Below are 17617 nucleotides of genomic sequence, written 5' to 3'. Positions count from 1 at the left end.
AAATGGAGAACTTGATAGACCAAGCTTGGGTACAGCAATTTATCGACTGGTGGTTGATTACCCAGGAAAATTTGCAGGAAGTGCCATGGTGGCAATTCAACGAATGGCTTTCACGCTTCGTGTTCTATTACCCTCTGCTGATGGCCTATGTCTGGATGCTTGGCGGCATGATTTACTACATCCGTTGGGAACGCAATCGCGGCAATGTCTTGTCCGATCTGCCGGCGTTAGCCGAATACCCACCCGTATCTATCCTGATCCCCTGTTATAACGAGGGCGAGAATGTTCGGGAAACCATAGAATACTTGTTGCATCAGCAATATCCCAATTTCGAAATCATCGCGATTAATGACGGTAGCAAGGATAACACGCTGGAGATACTGCACGAGTTGGCCGACCAGCACCCGCAAATTCGGGTGGTCAATTTGGCCAGCAATCAAGGCAAGGCGGTGGGATTACGCACCGCAGCATTGTTAGCCAATAGCGAGATATTGATAGGTATCGACGGCGACGCCCTGCTGGCACCGAATGCTACTGCCTGGATTGTCCGGCATTTTCTGGAAGATCAGCATGTCGGCGCGGTGACTGGCAACCCCCGTATACGTAATCGCTCTACCTTGTTGGGCAAAATACAGGTGGGGGAGTTTTCCGCCATCGTCGGCATGATCAAGCGGGCGCAGCGCTCTTACGGGCATGTGTTTACCATTTCCGGGGTCATCGCTGGCTTCAGGAAAACCGCCTTGCACGATGTCGGCTACTGGAGTCCGGATATGGTCACCGAGGACATCGACATCAGCTGGAAGTTGCAGCTGGCCGGCTGGGCGATTCGGTTTGAGCCTAATGCCTTGTGCTGGGTATTGATGCCGGAGACGCTCAATGGTTTGTGGAAACAGCGCAGCCGCTGGGCGCAGGGCGGTGTCGAGGTCTTGCTACGTTATTTCCGGCCGCTGTTTAGCTGGCGTTCCCGCGGCATGTGGCCGCTTTATCTGGAATGCTGCATCAGTTTAGCCTGGGCGTTTTTGGTGGTGGCGATGCTGGCTATGGTGCCGTTCGAGTGGTTTAGCAACGAACCTAGGGAGGCGCTGGAGGATTTGTCGCCGCATTGGACCAGCATGTTGCTATGCGTCACCTGTTTGATTCAATTCGCGGTCAGTTTGACCATCGATTCCAGCTACGAACGCAAGAGCGGCGGCTCTGCCCAGCATTATTACTGGATGATCTGGTATCCGATCATCTATTGGCTGATTAATGTAGGCACCACGATTAACGGCTGCATCAAGGCTTTGCGTAAAAAACGCGGTCAGCGCGCGGTGTGGGTGACTTTAGACCGAGGCTTGAGGCAGAAATGAAAGACATCATCATCAACCAGCCGCATCTACAAAGTTTCCAGCAAAAATGCGGCTCGGCGTTTATGTCGGTATTAAGTTGGGTGCTTTGGCTTTACTTTTTATGGCCCTTGTTTACGCTCGGTGCCTGGCTGATGGGTTTGAAAAGCCTGTCTGACGAGATTCGCTGGTTCGGTGGTTATAAAACGCTGTTGGAATTATTGCAGTTGTACGGCGAGATAGTGGTGATCATTGCCGGCATTTGGTTGTTTTGGACTTTGTATTTGTCCTGGCTGCATTCCAGCGTGGCTCCAAAGCGTACCACGCCCGTGACGGATCAGCAGTTGGCGGTGGCGTTTAAGGTCGATGAAGCCCTGGTATCGGCGGCGCGAGCCAGCAAGAAAATAACAGTTCATTTCGATAATCACGCGGTGATTACCGATATAGAGTCGCAGTAGTCCGGATTGCTTGGTCGCGGTTCTGCTTTTCGCAGTGTTGGTGTTACACTGCGCTAGGCGTATTCAAGGACTTATTTTATGCAACTTGCAATCACAGTGTTGGGCAACAAGTCCAACGGTTTTATCGCGGAAATCCTGTCGGCGCTGAGTGCCTGTCAATGCAGCGTGGTGGAGCTGCGCACGTCCAATCTGACCCAAATTACTGCGGCTTACGTGCTGATCGCCGGCAATTGGAATCATATTGCCAAGCTGGAAGGCATGCTGGAAGTGATAAAAATTCGCTTCGAAATTCAGATGAGTTTTTTACGGCCGGATGAAATGCCGCCGGTATTGGAGGGTGTTCCATATACATTGGAAACGATCTCCATGGATAAGAACGACGTGCTGTTCGCGGTCACATCGTTTTTGTTGGATAGAGGCATCTGTATCGAAGAGGTCACGGCCAGCCGCCATCAAGCGGCGTTTTTTAACACGCCGGTGTTTTCCACAAAATATGTATTGCTGGTGCCGCCGGAAGTACGAATTTTATCGCTGCGTGAAGAATTTCTGGATTTTTGCGACAGCTTGAATATCGACGCTATTCTCGAACCCATCAAAAGGTGATCTGATGACTTTAGCCACTCTCGGCTCCGCCGTTCCCGATTTCGAAATTGCCGCTACCGGTGAAAAAACCGTCAAACTGAGCGATTATCGCGGCAAAAAAGTCGTTTTATATTTTTATCCCAAGGACAACACCCCCGGCTGTACCCAGGAAGGTCAAGGCTTTAGGGATAATATCGAACAATTCAAGCAATTAAATGCCGTTATTCTCGGCGTATCCCGCGACAGCGTGAAAATGCACGAAGGCTTTAAATGCAAACAGGAATTTCCGTTCGATTTGTTATCCGACCAGGACGAGAGTCTTTGTAGTCTATTCGATGTCATTAAAATGAAAAACATGTACGGCAAGCAAGTGCGGGGCATAGAGCGCAGCACTTTCGTCATTGACGAAGGCGGCGTATTGGTCAAGGAATGGCGCAAGGTCCAAGTCAAAACGCACATCGCCGAGGTGTTGAGCTATTTGCAGTCGGCCGCTTAATAAACCGACGCTAGTCCATCTCGATTGAGATTGCTCGTCGCATTGCTCAGGCGACGCAAAACGGCTTTCTGAGAAACCTGTTTTGCCCTACGCCGGCTAAGGCAATTAAACCCTTCAGCCCGCTCAGGATTGTTTAATCCGGCGGTTTTGGCGATAATGAGCTCAGTTTTTAATCATTTGGACGAAACACATGAACGAAATGCTGTCCTCAGGGATTGAGCTGATGTTAATAGGCATGGGTATGGTCTACGCATTTTTAGCCATGTTGATTGTGGCAATCAATGTGATGTCCCAGCTGGTGCGCCGCTATTTTCCGGAAATGCCTGCCAAGTTTTCGGATCAACCTGTCGTGGCAGGAAATGATAAGGCAGTTATTGCCGCTATCACTGCCGCTGTTCATCAATACCGCAAAAAACACAAGCACGGATAATCATACCCACAAGGTAGCAGTACTCGGCCCAAAAACGTCATTAGGAGAAAAGAGTGGAAAAGGTAAATAAGCCCCTAGGAATTACTGAGGTGGTTCTACGCGACGCCCATCAGTCAATTCTGGCGACCCGGCTACGTATCGAAGACATGCTGCCGATTTGCGGGCAGCTTGATCAAATCGGTTACTGGTCTATCGAGTCTTGGGGAGGTGCCACCTTTGATGCCTGTATTCGCTATTTGGGCGAAGATCCTTGGGAGCGTTTGCGTTTGTTGAAAAAAGCCATGCCCAACACGCCGCAGCAAATGCTGTTCCGAGGCCAAAATATTTTGGGTTACCGGCATTATGCCGATGATGTGGTGGATAAATTTGTCGAACGTTGCGTGGTCAACGGTATAGACGTATTTCGGATTTTTGATGCGATGAACGATATGCGTAATATCGAACGTGCGATTAAAGCCGTGCTACATACCGATGCCCATGCTCAAGGTACCATTTCGTACACCACCAGCCCGGTGCACACGATCAAGAAATGGGTCGAGCAAGGCAAACAAATCGAGGACATGGGGGCGCATTCTATCTGCATCAAAGACATGGCCGGATTGCTGACGCCTTACGATGCTTACGAGCTGATCAGCAAGCTAAAAAAAGCCGTGGCGATTCCGATTCATATGCAATGCCATGCCACTACCGGTTTGAGTGTGGGTACCTATATTAAGGCCATCGAAGCAGGTGTCGATAATCTCGATACCGCTATCTCGTCGCTGAGTATGACCTACGGTCACAGTCCCACCGAAACCATCGTGGCGGCCATGGCCGGTCAAAAGCGCGAAACGGGGCTGGATTTAATCAAGCTGGAAAAAATCGCGGCTTATTTCCGGGAAGTGCGCAAAAAATATGCGCAATTCGAAGGTAGCCTGAAAGGCGTCGATGGCCGGATTTTGGTCTCGCAAGTGCCGGGCGGCATGCTCACCAATATGGAAAGCCAATTAAGAGAGCAGGGCGCAGCTGATCGTTTCGACGCCGTGATGCAGGAAATTCCTTTGGTGCGAAAAGACCTGGGGTATATCCCGCTGGTCACGCCCACGTCGCAAATTGTCGGTACCCAGGCCGTGTTGAACGTACTGGCCGGCGAGCGTTATAAAACCATCAGCAAGGAAACGGCAGGCGTGCTGAAAGGCGAATACGGCGCTACGCCGGCCCCTGTCGATAAGGAATTGCAGGCCCGCGTTCTGAATGGTGCCGAGCCGATTACTTGCCGGCCTGCCGATTTGCTGGAAGCCGAGATGGACAAACTGGTTGCCGAAGTAAAAGCCAAAGCGGCCGCAGAAGGCGTGAAGCTGGCCGACAGTGTCGAGGAAGATGCGCTTATCGATGGCTTGTTTGCGCAAATAGGCTGGAAATTTATTCAAAACCGCGGTAACCCAGCGGCTTTTGAACCTAAGCCGGAGACTGAGATCGCGGCAGCGCCAATACCCGAAGTTGCCCAGAAAGCTGGTGTCGCTGAGACTTACACAGTGAATGTCGACGGTAAAAACTATCACGTAGCCGTGGCGCCGGGCGGTGCCGACTTGGTCGTTAAACCGGTTACAGTGCAGTCCGTTTTGGATAGCGGTCCAATGTTGGCAGCTACCGCGCCTATCGTTAGCGGTAGTGGCTTTGTGGAATCGCCGCTGGCCGGCGTAGTGCTTAAAGTCAATGTCAATGTCGGCTCCCATCTCTCCGAAGGCGATGTGGTTTTGATTATGGAAGCGATGAAAATGGAAACCGAGATCCGCGCTAAAGTAGCCGGCATCGTCAGCGCGGTAAACGTCCGTCAGGGCGATTCCGTCGCGGTCGGCGACGTATTGGTCACGTTGTAATAATTCTTATCGTTAAAATGTAGTCTCGGCCCGGTAGTTTGGGGCCGGGGTCTAAGTAATCCTCTGATCAGCTATTCGCACCACGCTGCTGGCGGGCGCGGGTATCAGTGATTCTGGTCAAATAACCGATTTAATACATACTCCATGGAAAATCTTAGACTGTTGTGGGAAAGCACGGGTATTTATAACGTTACCGGGCCGCAAGTAATTATGATGGCGGTCGGTTTTTTATTGCTATATCTCGCCATCAAGAAAGGCTTTGAGCCCTTACTGCTATTGCCGATTGGTTTTGGCGCAGTGCTGAGTAATATTCCGGTTGCCGGCATGATAGACGAGGGTGGCATTCTCTATTATCTGTATGGCGGTATTAAGGCCGGTATATTTCCGCTGTTGATTTTCATGGGCGTGGGCGCGATGACCGATTTCGGCCCGATGCTCGCCAATCCCAAAACCCTGTTTTTGGGTGCTGCTGCGCAATTCGGTATTTTCGCGACCCTATTCGGTGCGTTGGCGTTAAATGCGGTTCCAGGTATGGATTTTACGCTTAAGCAAGCAGCGGCCATTGCCATCATCGGCGGTGCCGACGGTCCGACAGCAATCTATGTGGCGTCCAAATTGGCCCCTGAATTGTTGGGCGCAATTGCTGTGGCGGCATACTCCTACATGGCATTGGTGCCATTGATCCAGCCACCCATTATGCGCGCATTGACCAGTGAGCAAGAGCGCCGGATAGAAATGCAGCAGCTCAGAGTAGTCAGCAAGGCGGAAAAAATCGTATTCCCGTTAATGCTGCTGGTTTTGACCGCCATGCTGCTGCCGTCGGCGGCACCGCTGGTCGGTATGTTTTGCTTGGGAAATTTGATGAACGCCAGCGGTGTGGTAGACAGGTTGAGCAAAACTGCGCAGAACGAATTGATCAATATCGTCACGATCTTCCTGGGTTTGTCGGTCGGTTCCAAGCTGAGCGCCGAGGCGTTTTTGAAAATGGAAACGCTGGGTATTTTGGGTTTGGGAGCCGTGGCATTTTCTATTGGTACGGCTAGTGGCGTAATCATGGCAAAAATTATGAATCGTTTTAGCAGTACGCCGATCAATCCTCTGATTGGTGCCGCTGGTGTTTCCGCTGTGCCTATGGCAGCCAGGGTAGCCAACAAGATCGGTCTGGAAAGTAATCCGCACAACTTCCTGTTGATGCACGCGATGGGACCAAATGTGGCGGGTGTAATTGGCTCCGCAGTCGCGGCAGGTGTGTTGTTGAGTCTGGTGCGTTAGGTCTACACACACTAAAAATTCTTTATGAGTGCTCAGTCAGCCAAGGATAAGCCGATCAAGGTACTTTGGCTGACATCAAGTTATCCACGCAGTAAAGACGACAGCGCTTCGGTCTTCTTGCGCTACTTAGCGGAAGCACTGGCCAACAAGAAAGTTAGTCTTCATATCCTCTCACCGGATCATCCGGAAGTCCAAGCAGCTACGCAACCTGACGGTATAGTCTGTCGCTACTTTCGCTATTTTTGGCCGCGTAAGCTGCAAATGTTAGCCTACGGTTCGGGGATTTTACCCAACTTGAGGGCCACGCCATGGTTGTTGTTCCAAGTGCCTTTTTTCATCCTATCCATGTTTGTTGCTGCGGCCTGGATTATGGTTGTCCAGCGGCCGTCGTTGATACACGCACATTGGATTTTTCCGCAAGGCACAGTAGCTGTATTGCTAGGCAAGCTATTCAGAATCCCGGTGTTGGTTACTGCCCATGGCGGTGATGCCTTTGCGTTGCGAGGTAGCTTTCTAGGGGCTATCAAGCGCTGGACCATAAAGCATTGCGCGGCTTGGACCAGTAACACCAATGCGACTGCCGATGCCGTAGGCCCGGATTTGCCCAAGCCGCATATCATTCCCATGGGCATTGATTATCGAAAGTTTGCCTCCGGAAATACCAAAAACCTGTTCCGATCCAACGAGCCACGAAAATTCATTCTGTTATTCGTAGGGCGGTTGGTTGAAAAAAAAGGCACCGCGAGTTTGCTGCTGGCGTTTGCCAAGCTGTCTGAAGAATTGCGCAATCGAGGGGAGTGTTGGATCATTGGGGATGGCGCTGAGCGTGATCGGCTGGAGTTATTGGCGAAGGAATTGCAAATCGCCGATAAAGTGATTTTTCACGGCAAGTTACCCAATAGCAGTTTGCCGGACTACTATGCGGCCGCTGATCTATTTATCGCACCGTCCATCACCGATTATAAAGGTGATACCGAAGGGCAGGGGGTAATTCTGTTGGAAGGTATGGCCAGCGGAACGGCGGTGATCAGTACCTTCACCGGTGGTATATCAGAGATCATTGAGCATAAAAAAAACGGCTACTTAGTCGAGCCGAATAATCCGCAACAGCTTGCTGATTCGATTGCCGAATTAATTTTGGACGAAAGGCTGCGCCAGCGTTTGGCTGAAACAGGGCGGTTGGCCGCGCAAACATATGACTGGCAGCTGATAAGCGAAAAATTTGAGAACTTATATGGCCAGTGACTGCCGTATGTGCCTGCTTAAGATGAATTTAGGCTTCGCCCAAGAATGTATGCGCAATTTTCAAACTATTGGCTACAACCTGATGCATATCGTAATAAATATATTGTCCGCAACGACCTATAAACGTGATATTTGACAGTTTTTCAGCTTCAGCACGATAGCGGCGATACAAGTTTTGCGGTGCCCCGTCCACCGTTTTAACAGGATAGTAACGCTCATAATTGTTGTCTTCGTAACTGCACGGTATTTCTTTAGTTAATAATGCTGTTTTGGCACCCAAATCACAGCCCGGATACAATCTCCAGTCTGTTTGGCGGGTATAAATACCGTCATCGGTAAAGTTGATGGTTGGTACCGGTTGTTGGTGAGTATCGAAAGTTTCGTGGATAAATTTTATTGATCGGTAGGGTAGTGCGCCAAATTGCTGATCAAAATACACATCAATGGGCATCGAATTAAAGACATGGTAGAAATCGGCTTCCATACTCTTATCAAACTCGCAACCTAGCTTGACTTCAATATCCGGATGATCCAGCAGATTGTTAAACAAGCCTAAATAGCCATGCTTGGGTAATGCTTGGATTTTGTCATTGAAGTAATTGCAATTATCGTCGTAACGGACTGGCAGTCGCTTTAAAACATCTGTTGGTAATTCCGCCAAGTCTATGCCCCACATTTTTCGGGTATAACGGCCAAAAAACAATTGAGTCAACTCCGGGCCGTACAGAGATTCCGCTACTTGTAGTGCGTTGGCCGGATTATCGTGTTGGCTACGTATCGTATCCAGAAACGCTTTCACTGCGGCTTCGTCTGTTAGTTGCTGCCGATAAATACGATTGAGCGTTAGCCGGTTAATTGGCAGAGGTACATAGCCGGTGTTTTCTATCCAAGCCTCGACTCGATGGGTATAAGTGAGCCATTCAGTAAAACGCGATAGATAGTCAAAAATCCCTTGGTCATTGGTATGGAAAATATGCGGGCCGTAGCAGTGGATGCGTAGTCTTAACTTGTCATCAATTGGATCATAAGCATTTCCGGCGATATGATCACGACGATCAATCACCTGTACCTGATAACGACCACTATCTGCTAGTTCACGGGCGATGGTCGCACCGGCAAACCCTGCACCCACAACCAAAATGCGTTTTTTCATATCTGCATCCAGGCGACTAAGCGTGCCGCTTGATCCGCCCAAGTTGGAATAAGGGCATCGACAACACAAGGTTTTTCTAACAGAACAGCCATCTTACGTTGCATATCGTGTGCGTTATCTGGCTCATACAGACATTGCGGATAATGTTTAAGGGTTTGCGCCAGCGCGCCGAGTCGTGGGGCTAAAACCGGCGTTTTACACGCCAGTATTTCGTAGGTTTTTTGCGGAAAAGCGTATCGTCCAAAATCACTATCACGTAGACAAATCATGGCCAAATCGAGAGCGTTATAAAAGGTGTTAATTTGTTGATGCGGCAATAAACCTAAATAGTGAACGCGCGGATGATTTGGTATGGGGCAGTTATCGTCGGTCGGTCCCGCTAACACCAAATGCAACGAACTGTCCGTATCGGCTAATTGCAAAAAACTGGTGTAAAGCAAATCGACACCCCGATTTTTGTCCAGCGATCCGGCTAAACCGACCAGTTTTCCATGTGCCGGTAAATTGAGCTGCTGTCTGCAAAAATTTTTTTCCTGTGGAAAGAAATCGTCGCCACCGATAGTGCTTTCCAAAGTGATGACGTTATCGTGGCTGTAACGATGCCGAATATATTGGGCAAGTGGCTCACTGACACAACTGATTCCAACGGCATTTTTTATAGCTATGCGATATAGAGGTAATAAGCCCGGTAATTTTGCCAATCCGAAACTCTCATAATTGTCGTAAAGATCGAGATAATAGGGGATATTAAATAACTTCGCGAATAACGCTGTTATCACGGCATGCAGACAGTCCGAGCTGCCCAATAAAATATCGGGCTTACAGTTTTTGATTAGTGAAAATGTTTTTTTGAAATACTTCAGTAGGCCAGGGATAATAAAAAAGCCAACATCAAAGCCATACCATTCCAATGAACTCGTATTATTTTGAATGTGTATGAAATGACCAAGGTTGCAGCGATGGTAACCAAGGCAAATTCCCCGCACATTATGCCCTTGTAATGCCAATTGGTATGGTAGTTCATAAAGCCGGGCATAACGGTCGTCGATGACGTCCTTTTGCATATAGCGGCGTTTGCACAGAAAAAAAATATTCATTTAGACTGGGCTTTCATGAATTTTTCACCTTTCTGCAAAAGAATTGAGAGAGGCTGTCTAGTAATGAAGTGTGACAAAACTATTGCCGATATTTTGAACAGTAAGTGATGGTATTTTGCATTATCTCCAATACGGATGGAGTTGCCTCAATAACATCGACAAACAAACTTTTCACATCTTCCAATACATATTCATGTACAATATCAATCCTGAGTTCCTTGATTTCTCGAAGTTTATCTGTGGGTTCGATTAAGCCTCTTTTTTCGGCATTATTCACGACATCAATCAATGTTCCCTGGTTCTCAAGCTCAACACCATCTATCGAACGAAAGACTTTTCGTATTAAATAGTCAATGCTTCTAGCAAAGCGTGAGCACAGCGTTTCCAAGGCATCCATTTCCTCCGGGGAATAATCTCTTCCTGATGGGATATGCTGACAAATTAGATAAGACCTTTCGAGCCAGGAAAATTGATTCTTTAGTGCTTGTATATTTTTCAGCAAGATACTTTTGCTATGGCTCATAGTTCAATTGCTTGTTCACGTACTTTTGTCAGGAACGGGCTGTTCATTTTCCCATCATCAATTAAAATATCCATTTTCTGTTCACCAAAATTTTGATAAAAATCCATGCGTAATTTTCGAACATCGGATTTGCTAACTTTTGAGCTGGTAATTAATAAGTCAATATCACCACCTTTCTTGCTGTCATCAAGTCTGGACCCGAAAAGATAAATCTTAGCCGATGTATCGATCTGTGCTAGGCTGAACTTTAATGTATTAATTTGCTCTTGAGTTAAACGCATATTTTATATTTATTAAAACAAGTCGTTTTTTTAAATATTCTGCGAAGCGTTAACCAATGCGATGGTGTATTAGCTAATGAGGCAAGTAAAGCAATAAAACGGATAACAAAGTCATTCACTAAATCCAGTTTCGACATATTAATAAGACTGCCATTTTTGTAACCAATGACTTTCGCAGAGAATATTGCTGACTTTAGATGATATTTTTGTCCTATAATTACAGTCGAGCAGTTTTTGTTTTTGACCAGGTAAGCGGCTGGAATATCAACAAAGCGAAAGTAATGTGATAAATATTCTGGTAAGTAAAAAGTGGTATTGGGTTTTGATTGAAGAATAGTTTTCATCAATATCAAAGCTTCACCGGGACTTTCACCTATATCGAGCAATATTTCGTCAGAATCCGCTAAACATTCTAAGTTGATTTTAACTGTAGCTGAACTAAGGCCGCTTAAGTCACGTTTGCCCATTTTTCCTAATAAAGCATCATCCCGTGCCCACAAATAGGCATGATATAAATCCTGATAACAATGCCATTTATGAAAATAAATATTATAGTTTAGGTAAAAAAGATAAATAAGGCTCGCAAAAATTCCACCCCTTCTAGGGGAATAAACAGCTAATAACGCTAGACGGTTACGCTTACGATAATATTCACGCCAGGGAATTATCGGCTTAGTAGCGCTATATTGATGACGAATTACTGAAGCAGGCACTCCCCACAGAGACCATCCAGCTTGCTTCGCCCGCAATCCCCATTCGACGTCGTCATAAAAAATAAAGAAATCACCAAAAACACCTATTTGTTCCAGGCAATTGCGCCTAATCAAAATCGAGCAAGCGGCGAGATAATCGACCTCGAATGCCGGCTCGGTGGGTGGCAATCGTTGTTGGCCGGAAAAGCATTGTTGCAATCCGCCTAGCCAATGAGTGAATTGCGCACCTATTTCCTGAATAGTATCGGGTTTGTTATATAAACAAATTTGCGAACCTGCCGCTCCGGCATTTGGGTTAGTAGCCAGGTTATACAATAAAGGAGCCAATGCATTGGATTCAACTACAATATCGTTGTCCAACAACCAAATGAACTCGCATTTTTTGCACTGCAATGCTGCTTGCATTCCCGCAGAAAAACCGCCAGCCCCACCTAGGTTTACTCCAGTTTGCAAAATGGTTACGTTGGGAAAATTCCGCCGTACAAAATCGACGCTTCCGTCCGTAGAGGCATTATCGACCAGCAATAACCCACCTCCACAACAAGCCAATTCTGTAAGAACTGATGAAATACTCGCTTGCAAGTAGGCTTTGCCGTTCCAGTTGACCATAATCGCTATGATATAGGCTTCCGACAATAGGGAGGTGGGCGCAGACATTGTTAATCTAAGGCAAAAAGCGTTGCAGTCTGCGCTTTGTAAATAATAAGCTAAAAATAATCACCTTTACTCCGGGAGATGATAGTGCTGCTGAACCTTCCAACCAATAACATCCTGACGGAGGAGAAATAGATAAGCCTAGTTCATATCCGATTAACTTCAGTAAATTCTGGATGGTGACAGGATTAGCCAGTGCGCTATTGTATTGATGGTTATGTAATTGATCGAGCATAATGGGAATCCATTTGATGGTTTCGGCATCTTCCTTTGAGGGGCGGTCAAGAAAGTTTACAGCATTACGCAAAATAGCGCTGTCCAATACCGGATTGTAATTTGTCCAAAGACCAGCCCGAATAGTGTTTTTAGAAAACTCAATACATAGTCTATGTAACTGCTCTGTGTATGCTGTCAATTTATCATCGGAAGGTGTTGCTTTAAATATTGGTTCAATACCTTTACCAGTTCTTCGATAACCTACCACAGTAGCATGATTCGCAGGTGTGAATACATGTTCGATCAAGAGACGGCGTCGACTGAATAAAGGGTATTTATGGGATAAATAAGATTTATGCCAACCCGCTTCCGATTCAGATAAATGATCACTGGCAAGCTCAAAATAAAATCCCTTGGGTTGGCATGACCATTCAAGGCTATTCAGGATAGTTTTTAAAGCCTGCTGACAATTCAGTCGCCAACCCATATCGACGATTGCCCATGATGTACCATCATTCAGTTTTTCTTGTTCAAAATAACTCGCTAAGATAGCGCGAGCAGCGCTGGCTTTTTGTTCAATGATTTGCGTGACACAGGGTGTTCTAAATAAAAATTGTTTGAATTTCTCTAACTCACCACCAATGAGTTGCTTATCATAATTGAATTCTGAAAATCCCGCTTCCGTTAGCGGTTCCTTTAAATCAGTTGGAGTAAGGTTTAGTCGGCTTAAAATATCTCGAATTGCAGTGGAGCTGCCAGGAATAGTTAACCAATGCAAATTATTTCGTGTACATTTTATTACCGATGGTAAAAACCAAGCTTGTCTGGACCCATGTAAGTATCGACACTCCGGAGCCGGAATCGCAAACTTTAGTTGCTGGGCAATGTTATATAAAATCTGCCCATCTCTGGACACAAAATATAATCGTTGTATTCCTTCAGCTTCGGCCGTTCGTAATACCCAGGCAGTAAAAGAAGTTAATAGTGGTGAGATTACGCCTGAAATCAGCGGCAATCTATTATGTTCTAATTGACTGTTTTCAATATCACTCAATCGGGTAAGACGGGTATGAGCTACCAATTTTGATATATCCAATAATTTTTTAGTTTTGGATAGAAGTCTTTGCTCGTGATGTGACAACTGTATTTCTTGAAAAGGCTGTGTTGCTATACCTATTTTACGAGGAACATTCACATCAGAATGAGGATTGTCGCCACAATGAACTAGCTCAGTTTTATTAAGACTTTCGGTTGTAAGGACATGAGTGAAAAGTGTGCCATGATATTTAGTAATGCCTAATTCACCAGAAACATAAATGCTATCCTCATCATTGGCAATTTCAAAATCGATTAAGCATTGCTTGATGAATATGGAGGGCAAATACATGTCTGAAATAAAGATTATCCTGTAACCTTGTTCGCGTAGTTTATGTATTTTATGTTTTATAGGAAAAACGGGGCGAAGAGATTCTTTCTCAAGCTGCATTTCCATATGCATGGCCCTTTCAATATCTATTGACCATGGCAATAGATATTGAAACTGGCGATAAATATCAAGTAATTGAATATCTTCATGTAAGTGCCTGAATTGGCGTCTAGCCGCATGTTCAGCACGTTGCCGCAATGAAGCAACTTTCTTGATTGTATCCGTATTAAATTTAATAGGTGAATATTCTGTTAATAATATACATGACAAGTCAAAAAACAAATCGGTTGGATAAGTGTAAACTCGAGTTATGCAAGTATCAAAGATGTCAAAAGAATATGCTTTTATCATTTATTTATAATCGCCATTCAACGCGTTTTGATAAACTCGCATATGCGCGGCTAAAAATTTTTCTTTGGTATATCTCTCCTTGACTTTATCAATGCCATAAATTCGCCATTCATTTAAAATATCCGGACGCTTGATGACGTAATTCAAACCATCGACTAAACCTTGTACGTCCCCTGTTTTTGCCAACCAACCGGTTTTACCATGTTCAATGATCTCCGGGACGCCTCCCGTGGCAAAGGCAATTGCAGGTGTACCGCATGCCATGGTTTCAATTGCAACGGTAGGCAAATTATCTGCTAATGTAGGGAAAAGGAATACGTCAGCCGCTGCATAGTACTGTGCCAAAAGTTGGTCATTGTAAATGTAACCTGTGTTATAAATGTTCAATCCTTGAAAAAGGATTGAATGGTTTTGTTCTGATTTTCCTATAGCCAAAATAAAAGGCGATGGATGTATTTTTCTTACTGCTTCAACAGCAAGATGCGAACCTTTTCTAACTTCTGACAAGCTGGTTGCTGTTAATAAAACAATAAATTGATTCTGAGGCAGGCCGAGGATAGATCTTAGTATTTTTCGGTCTAATGGTTTATAGATGTTTGTGTCAACATAATTAGGTATAACAATAGGAGCAATTTTGAAATCGATAACCCTCATTGCCTCTTCGGCTAACCATTTCGATGGGGAGATAGGTATAATAGACGATTTTTGCAATAATCGCCGTTTATACTGCTGCATATAGCCTGTTAAATCAATTGATGTCCCTAAAGGCAATAAATCTAATTGTGGACAATTATTGCAATGAGCATAGTGAGCTTTACAATCCATGGGGTATATACAGCCACCTGTAAATGGTGAGCAATCATGGAATGTCCATATAATAGGTTTGCGTTTTGCAAGCCAGGAAATAGCCAAAGGAGAAAATGTAAATGAAATATCATGAAAATGATAAAGATCATATTCGACAGTTTTGCGATTCATATGAATCAAAAACTCGGGCGTTAGAAAGTCAGGAAGCCCAATAAACCTAGATATAATTGAACAAGCGCCTTGAATTAAGGATAACCATTGACCGCCATGAAGCTTATAGGTATACCAATCAGAATTAATGCCGGGTCGGCCAGCCCAGTGATGCGCTACGTATTTAGAGTTGTTGTTTAATAATCGAACTAAGCCAGATGCTAGGCGGCTGCCTCCTCCTCCTGTTGCATCGGATTTGCTAACAATTGCGATATTCATATTTTTCATCGTTTAAATGAATAGCTTAATATTTTATAATAACTAATGAGTTTTTTATATAAATTAAATCCGATATTCTTTGAGAGATATACCAAGCTTCCTCGTCTAATTGTTCTTTCAAGTTGATTAATCTCGTGCGCAATATTTGCTGCAAAGCCAAGTCCGATAGCATTGTTATTTAAATCTTGCCTAAAAAGTTCGTTTCTGAGTATTGTGCAATATTTTGAATGTATGTTGTTTACGTCACTTTGATTGTATGAGCTGCCAATAGATTGATTGCGTCGATGGCAGTTGGCAAGATATTCTGGAATAAATCCTATATCAAATGTTCTGAAAAAACGAATGTTAAACTCCCAGTCGCCAACAACTGGATAGTCTTCACGATATAAGCCGACGGTTTCTAATGCATCACGGCAGTAAACAAATGATAAATTCGCTATATAATTTCTTTTGGTTAACTCGAATAAACTTACATACTCCAAGCCAGGCGCAAAGGGGTATGAGCAAATTGTAACTATGTTATTTTTTAAAAAGAATTCTTCTATCACTGAGGTTTTTGTGATGACACCTTTACAGGTTTTATTGCAAGGCTCTTCTAAAAAACCAATGGTTTTTTTTAAAAAATCAGGGTGCCATGTGTCGTCATCGTCCAATAACACGATATATCTGCTTGACGAGTTTGTTATGCCTATATTCGAACAAGCCTCCATTCCAACTGTTTTGTCGTTATGAACGGTGATCACATTCATGCCTATGAGCTGAGCTTCGTTTGCAATCGAGTTAACGCTAACATAATCTCCTCCATCATTTACGATAACCCATTGGTAATCTTTAAAAGATTGCTGTTTGATGCTATCAAAAGTTCTTTTTAACGTTAATGGGCGATTCTTTGTCCTAGTTATGATAGCAACAGTTTTCATAAATGAAAAATAATTATTATAGTAATCATGTGGCGTAATAGTCAAAATAAAAACTTCTACCCAAAACTCATTTATGTTCGGTAGGGTTCGCAGAATTTAAGTTTACTGAACATACATTTTGCGTAATTCATTGTATTAATTTTTTATTTGATAGTAATAATGCACTTAACACAATTGATTGAAACTATTGAAAATAAAAATATTTATTGAGTAGTAATGCTCTATAATTATTTACAAATGTGCTTTTATTGAAGTGTTTGGCTGCGTAATTGTAGCAATTATTTGAAATGTTTGATCTAAAATAATGATCACTAGATAGTTCTAGCAAAGTATTCTTAATATCCTCAATTATTTCATTTTCATTATCTTGATTTTCGACTAGAAAACCATTGCTGCCGTGTATTATAAATTCACCAATACCTCCAACATTCGTTGATATTGGTATTGCGCCAAAAGACATCGATTCCATTAGAGCTAAAGGTGAGCCTTCTCTATAAGATGTCATTACTACTACATCTAAGCTTTTATACAGATTAGCTAGTTCTTCGTCGGTTAAGACTTTACCTAAAAAAATACAATTATTCTTATCTTCATTAAATACCCAATCCTCATTGCATCCTATAAAATAAAACTCAAATCCGTAAGCATTTAAAGTAGATGCTATTTTTCCAATCAAATAAATTCGTTTTTCTGGTGAGCCTCGACCTATGTATGCAACTTTTAGTCCATATTTATTTATACGGCGAATGGGTTTTTTGTTTGGAATTTCAACATAATTGCTAATCCTTTTAAATCTCTGGTGGTATTTTGAATCCACGCCATGTTTGTCATATAAAGAATAGAATCTTCTTTGGGTATCTTCGTTTATTACTATTCTGCTATCTAAAAAATCAATGTATGCTAAACTATATATCTCGTAGCCAATATTATCCGAATCAGTAAATGCATGGGTCAAATCAATTTTATATACGGTTTTCGGTAAAAACGGTAGTATATTATAGAAATAACTTGTATTAGCTCCAAAAACTACCGATGAATCGCCAATTCCTGCTATTATCTTTGCTAAGTAATAGTATTTGTGAGCCTTGCTTTTCGCTAGTTTTCCATGGAAGTTAATAACTTTTCCAGCGAATTTAAACTCGTTTAGGTATCTTGAGTCGGCTGATAAACCCATGATATATATATATGGGTTCTGATCAGCTATTGATGAGACAATTTGTGAATGAACTTTCTCTGCACCTCCCATGTGATAAAATGGAAAAAAAAAGTGAATTCCGTTTTTTTTTCTTACACCGGTAAGTCTAAAAAAAACAGCACATATTAAAATTAAAAAATGAATTATTTTAATGTAACTCATGGTGCTTATTTGAATAATTATGC

At 43.9% G+C, this 17617-nt stretch carries 17 protein-coding genes; 8 read left to right on the top strand and 9 right to left on the bottom strand.

The features are described from left to right. Positions 1-2: 2 nt before the first annotated feature. From pgaC to A1332_RS05340, 8 genes are all read left to right on the top strand, one after another. Positions 3-1349 (top strand): poly-beta-1,6-N-acetyl-D-glucosamine synthase, encoded by a 1347-nt coding sequence (gene pgaC, locus A1332_RS05375; RefSeq protein ID WP_197491399.1) that lies wholly within the window; start codon positions 3-5, stop codon positions 1347-1349. Continuing rightward, complete coding sequence (gene pgaD / locus A1332_RS05370; RefSeq protein ID WP_064007531.1) at positions 1346-1783, top strand: poly-beta-1,6-N-acetyl-D-glucosamine biosynthesis protein PgaD; 438 nt, start codon at positions 1346-1348, stop codon at positions 1781-1783. Before pgaC ends, pgaD begins: the two co-directional genes overlap by 4 nt. Positions 1784-1861: 78 nt before the next feature. After that, a complete protein-coding gene (locus A1332_RS05365; RefSeq protein WP_064007530.1) occupies positions 1862-2386 on the top strand; it encodes a glycine cleavage system protein R in 525 nt (174 codons plus the stop codon). Positions 2387-2390: 4 nt separating this feature from the next. Next, complete coding sequence (locus A1332_RS05360) at positions 2391-2861, top strand: peroxiredoxin (RefSeq protein WP_064007529.1); 471 nt, start codon at positions 2391-2393, stop codon at positions 2859-2861. A 190-nt stretch (positions 2862-3051) separates the two neighbouring features. Beyond that, on the top strand, positions 3052-3291 hold the full coding sequence (locus A1332_RS05355) for an OadG family protein (RefSeq protein WP_036274151.1): 240 nt from the start codon (positions 3052-3054) through the stop codon (positions 3289-3291). Between the two features lie 53 nt (positions 3292-3344). Then, positions 3345-5150, top strand: a complete 1806-nt coding sequence (gene oadA, locus A1332_RS05350; RefSeq protein WP_064007528.1) for a sodium-extruding oxaloacetate decarboxylase subunit alpha — start codon at positions 3345-3347, stop codon at positions 5148-5150. Between the two features lie 144 nt (positions 5151-5294). After that, on the top strand, positions 5295-6422 hold the full coding sequence (locus A1332_RS05345; protein ID WP_064007527.1) for a sodium ion-translocating decarboxylase subunit beta: 1128 nt from the start codon (positions 5295-5297) through the stop codon (positions 6420-6422). A gap of 24 nt (positions 6423-6446) precedes the next feature. Continuing rightward, a complete protein-coding gene (locus A1332_RS05340) occupies positions 6447-7667 on the top strand; it encodes a glycosyltransferase family 4 protein (RefSeq protein ID WP_064007526.1) in 1221 nt (406 codons plus the stop codon). A 28-nt stretch (positions 7668-7695) separates the two neighbouring features. Here A1332_RS05340 and A1332_RS05335 read toward each other — a convergent pair whose 3' ends face one another. From A1332_RS05335 to A1332_RS05290, 9 genes are all read right to left on the bottom strand, one after another. Next, on the bottom strand, positions 7696-8820 hold the full coding sequence (locus A1332_RS05335; protein ID WP_064007525.1) for an FAD-dependent oxidoreductase: 1125 nt from the start codon (positions 8818-8820) through the stop codon (positions 7696-7698). After that, the gene (locus A1332_RS05330) at positions 8817-9917 is read right to left on the bottom strand and encodes a glycosyltransferase (protein WP_064007524.1); all 1101 of its coding nucleotides are present in this window, start codon (positions 9915-9917) and stop codon (positions 8817-8819) included. Before A1332_RS05330 ends, A1332_RS05335 begins: the two co-directional genes overlap by 4 nt. A 79-nt stretch (positions 9918-9996) precedes the next feature. After that, positions 9997-10440, bottom strand: a complete 444-nt coding sequence (locus tag A1332_RS05325) for a hypothetical protein (protein ID WP_064007523.1) — start codon at positions 10438-10440, stop codon at positions 9997-9999. Continuing rightward, complete coding sequence (locus A1332_RS05320) at positions 10437-10721, bottom strand: nucleotidyltransferase domain-containing protein (protein WP_064007522.1); 285 nt, start codon at positions 10719-10721, stop codon at positions 10437-10439. The genes A1332_RS05325 and A1332_RS05320 overlap by 4 nt, the downstream gene beginning before the upstream one ends. After that, positions 10712-12091 carry a glycosyltransferase family 2 protein gene (locus tag A1332_RS05315; RefSeq protein ID WP_064007521.1) on the bottom strand — a complete coding sequence of 460 codons (1380 nt, stop codon included), beginning with the start codon at positions 12089-12091 and terminating at the stop codon, positions 10712-10714. The genes A1332_RS05320 and A1332_RS05315 overlap by 10 nt, the downstream gene beginning before the upstream one ends. A 7-nt stretch (positions 12092-12098) precedes the next feature. Continuing rightward, positions 12099-14081: an HAD family hydrolase gene (locus A1332_RS05310; protein ID WP_064007520.1), complete on the bottom strand. Its 1983-nt coding sequence runs from the start codon at positions 14079-14081 to the stop codon at positions 12099-12101. Then, positions 14082-15317 (bottom strand): glycosyltransferase, encoded by a 1236-nt coding sequence (locus A1332_RS24655; RefSeq protein WP_197491398.1) that lies wholly within the window; start codon positions 15315-15317, stop codon positions 14082-14084. Positions 15318-15322: 5 nt separating this feature from the next. After that, positions 15323-16282, bottom strand: a complete 960-nt coding sequence (locus A1332_RS05295) for a glycosyltransferase family 2 protein (protein ID WP_157203946.1) — start codon at positions 16280-16282, stop codon at positions 15323-15325. 139 nt (positions 16283-16421) lie between these two features. Further along, positions 16422-17594, bottom strand: coding sequence for a glycosyltransferase family 4 protein (locus A1332_RS05290; RefSeq protein WP_064007516.1), 1173 nt, complete (start codon positions 17592-17594; stop codon positions 16422-16424). Positions 17595-17617 lie beyond the last annotated feature (23 nt).

This window comes from Methylomonas methanica (genome assembly GCF_001644035.1).
GTDB lineage: Bacteria > Pseudomonadota > Gammaproteobacteria > Methylococcales > Methylomonadaceae > Methylomonas > Methylomonas methanica_A.
This window is presented reverse-complemented; position numbering and strand designations above follow the sequence as displayed.

Excerpts from the sequence above, each read along its gene's own strand:
- A1332_RS05360 (WP_064007529.1), top strand. The coding sequence starts at position 2,391 with ATGACTTTAGCCACTCTCGGCTCCGCCGTTCCCGATTTCGAAATTGCC.
- A1332_RS05325 (WP_064007523.1), bottom strand. The coding sequence starts at position 10,440 with ATGAGCCATAGCAAAAGTATCTTGCTGAAAAATATACAAGCACTAAAG.
- A1332_RS05290 (WP_064007516.1), bottom strand. The coding sequence starts at position 17,594 with ATGAGTTACATTAAAATAATTCATTTTTTAATTTTAATATGTGCTGTT.
- A1332_RS05310 (WP_064007520.1), bottom strand. The coding sequence starts at position 14,081 with ATGATAAAAGCATATTCTTTTGACATCTTTGATACTTGCATAACTCGA.
- A1332_RS05335 (WP_064007525.1), bottom strand. The coding sequence starts at position 8,820 with ATGAAAAAACGCATTTTGGTTGTGGGTGCAGGGTTTGCCGGTGCGACC.
- A1332_RS05365 (WP_064007530.1), top strand. The coding sequence starts at position 1,862 with ATGCAACTTGCAATCACAGTGTTGGGCAACAAGTCCAACGGTTTTATC.
- A1332_RS05345 (WP_064007527.1), top strand. The coding sequence starts at position 5,295 with ATGGAAAATCTTAGACTGTTGTGGGAAAGCACGGGTATTTATAACGTT.
- A1332_RS05320 (WP_064007522.1), bottom strand. The coding sequence starts at position 10,721 with ATGCGTTTAACTCAAGAGCAAATTAATACATTAAAGTTCAGCCTAGCA.
- A1332_RS24655 (WP_197491398.1), bottom strand. The coding sequence starts at position 15,317 with ATGAATATCGCAATTGTTAGCAAATCCGATGCAACAGGAGGAGGAGGC.
- A1332_RS05340 (WP_064007526.1), top strand. The coding sequence starts at position 6,447 with ATGAGTGCTCAGTCAGCCAAGGATAAGCCGATCAAGGTACTTTGGCTG.
- A1332_RS05315 (WP_064007521.1), bottom strand. The coding sequence starts at position 12,091 with ATGTCTGCGCCCACCTCCCTATTGTCGGAAGCCTATATCATAGCGATT.
- A1332_RS05330 (WP_064007524.1), bottom strand. The coding sequence starts at position 9,917 with ATGAATATTTTTTTTCTGTGCAAACGCCGCTATATGCAAAAGGACGTC.
- pgaD (WP_064007531.1), top strand. The coding sequence starts at position 1,346 with ATGAAAGACATCATCATCAACCAGCCGCATCTACAAAGTTTCCAGCAA.
- A1332_RS05355 (WP_036274151.1), top strand. The coding sequence starts at position 3,052 with ATGAACGAAATGCTGTCCTCAGGGATTGAGCTGATGTTAATAGGCATG.
- pgaC (WP_197491399.1), top strand. The coding sequence starts at position 3 with ATGGAGAACTTGATAGACCAAGCTTGGGTACAGCAATTTATCGACTGG.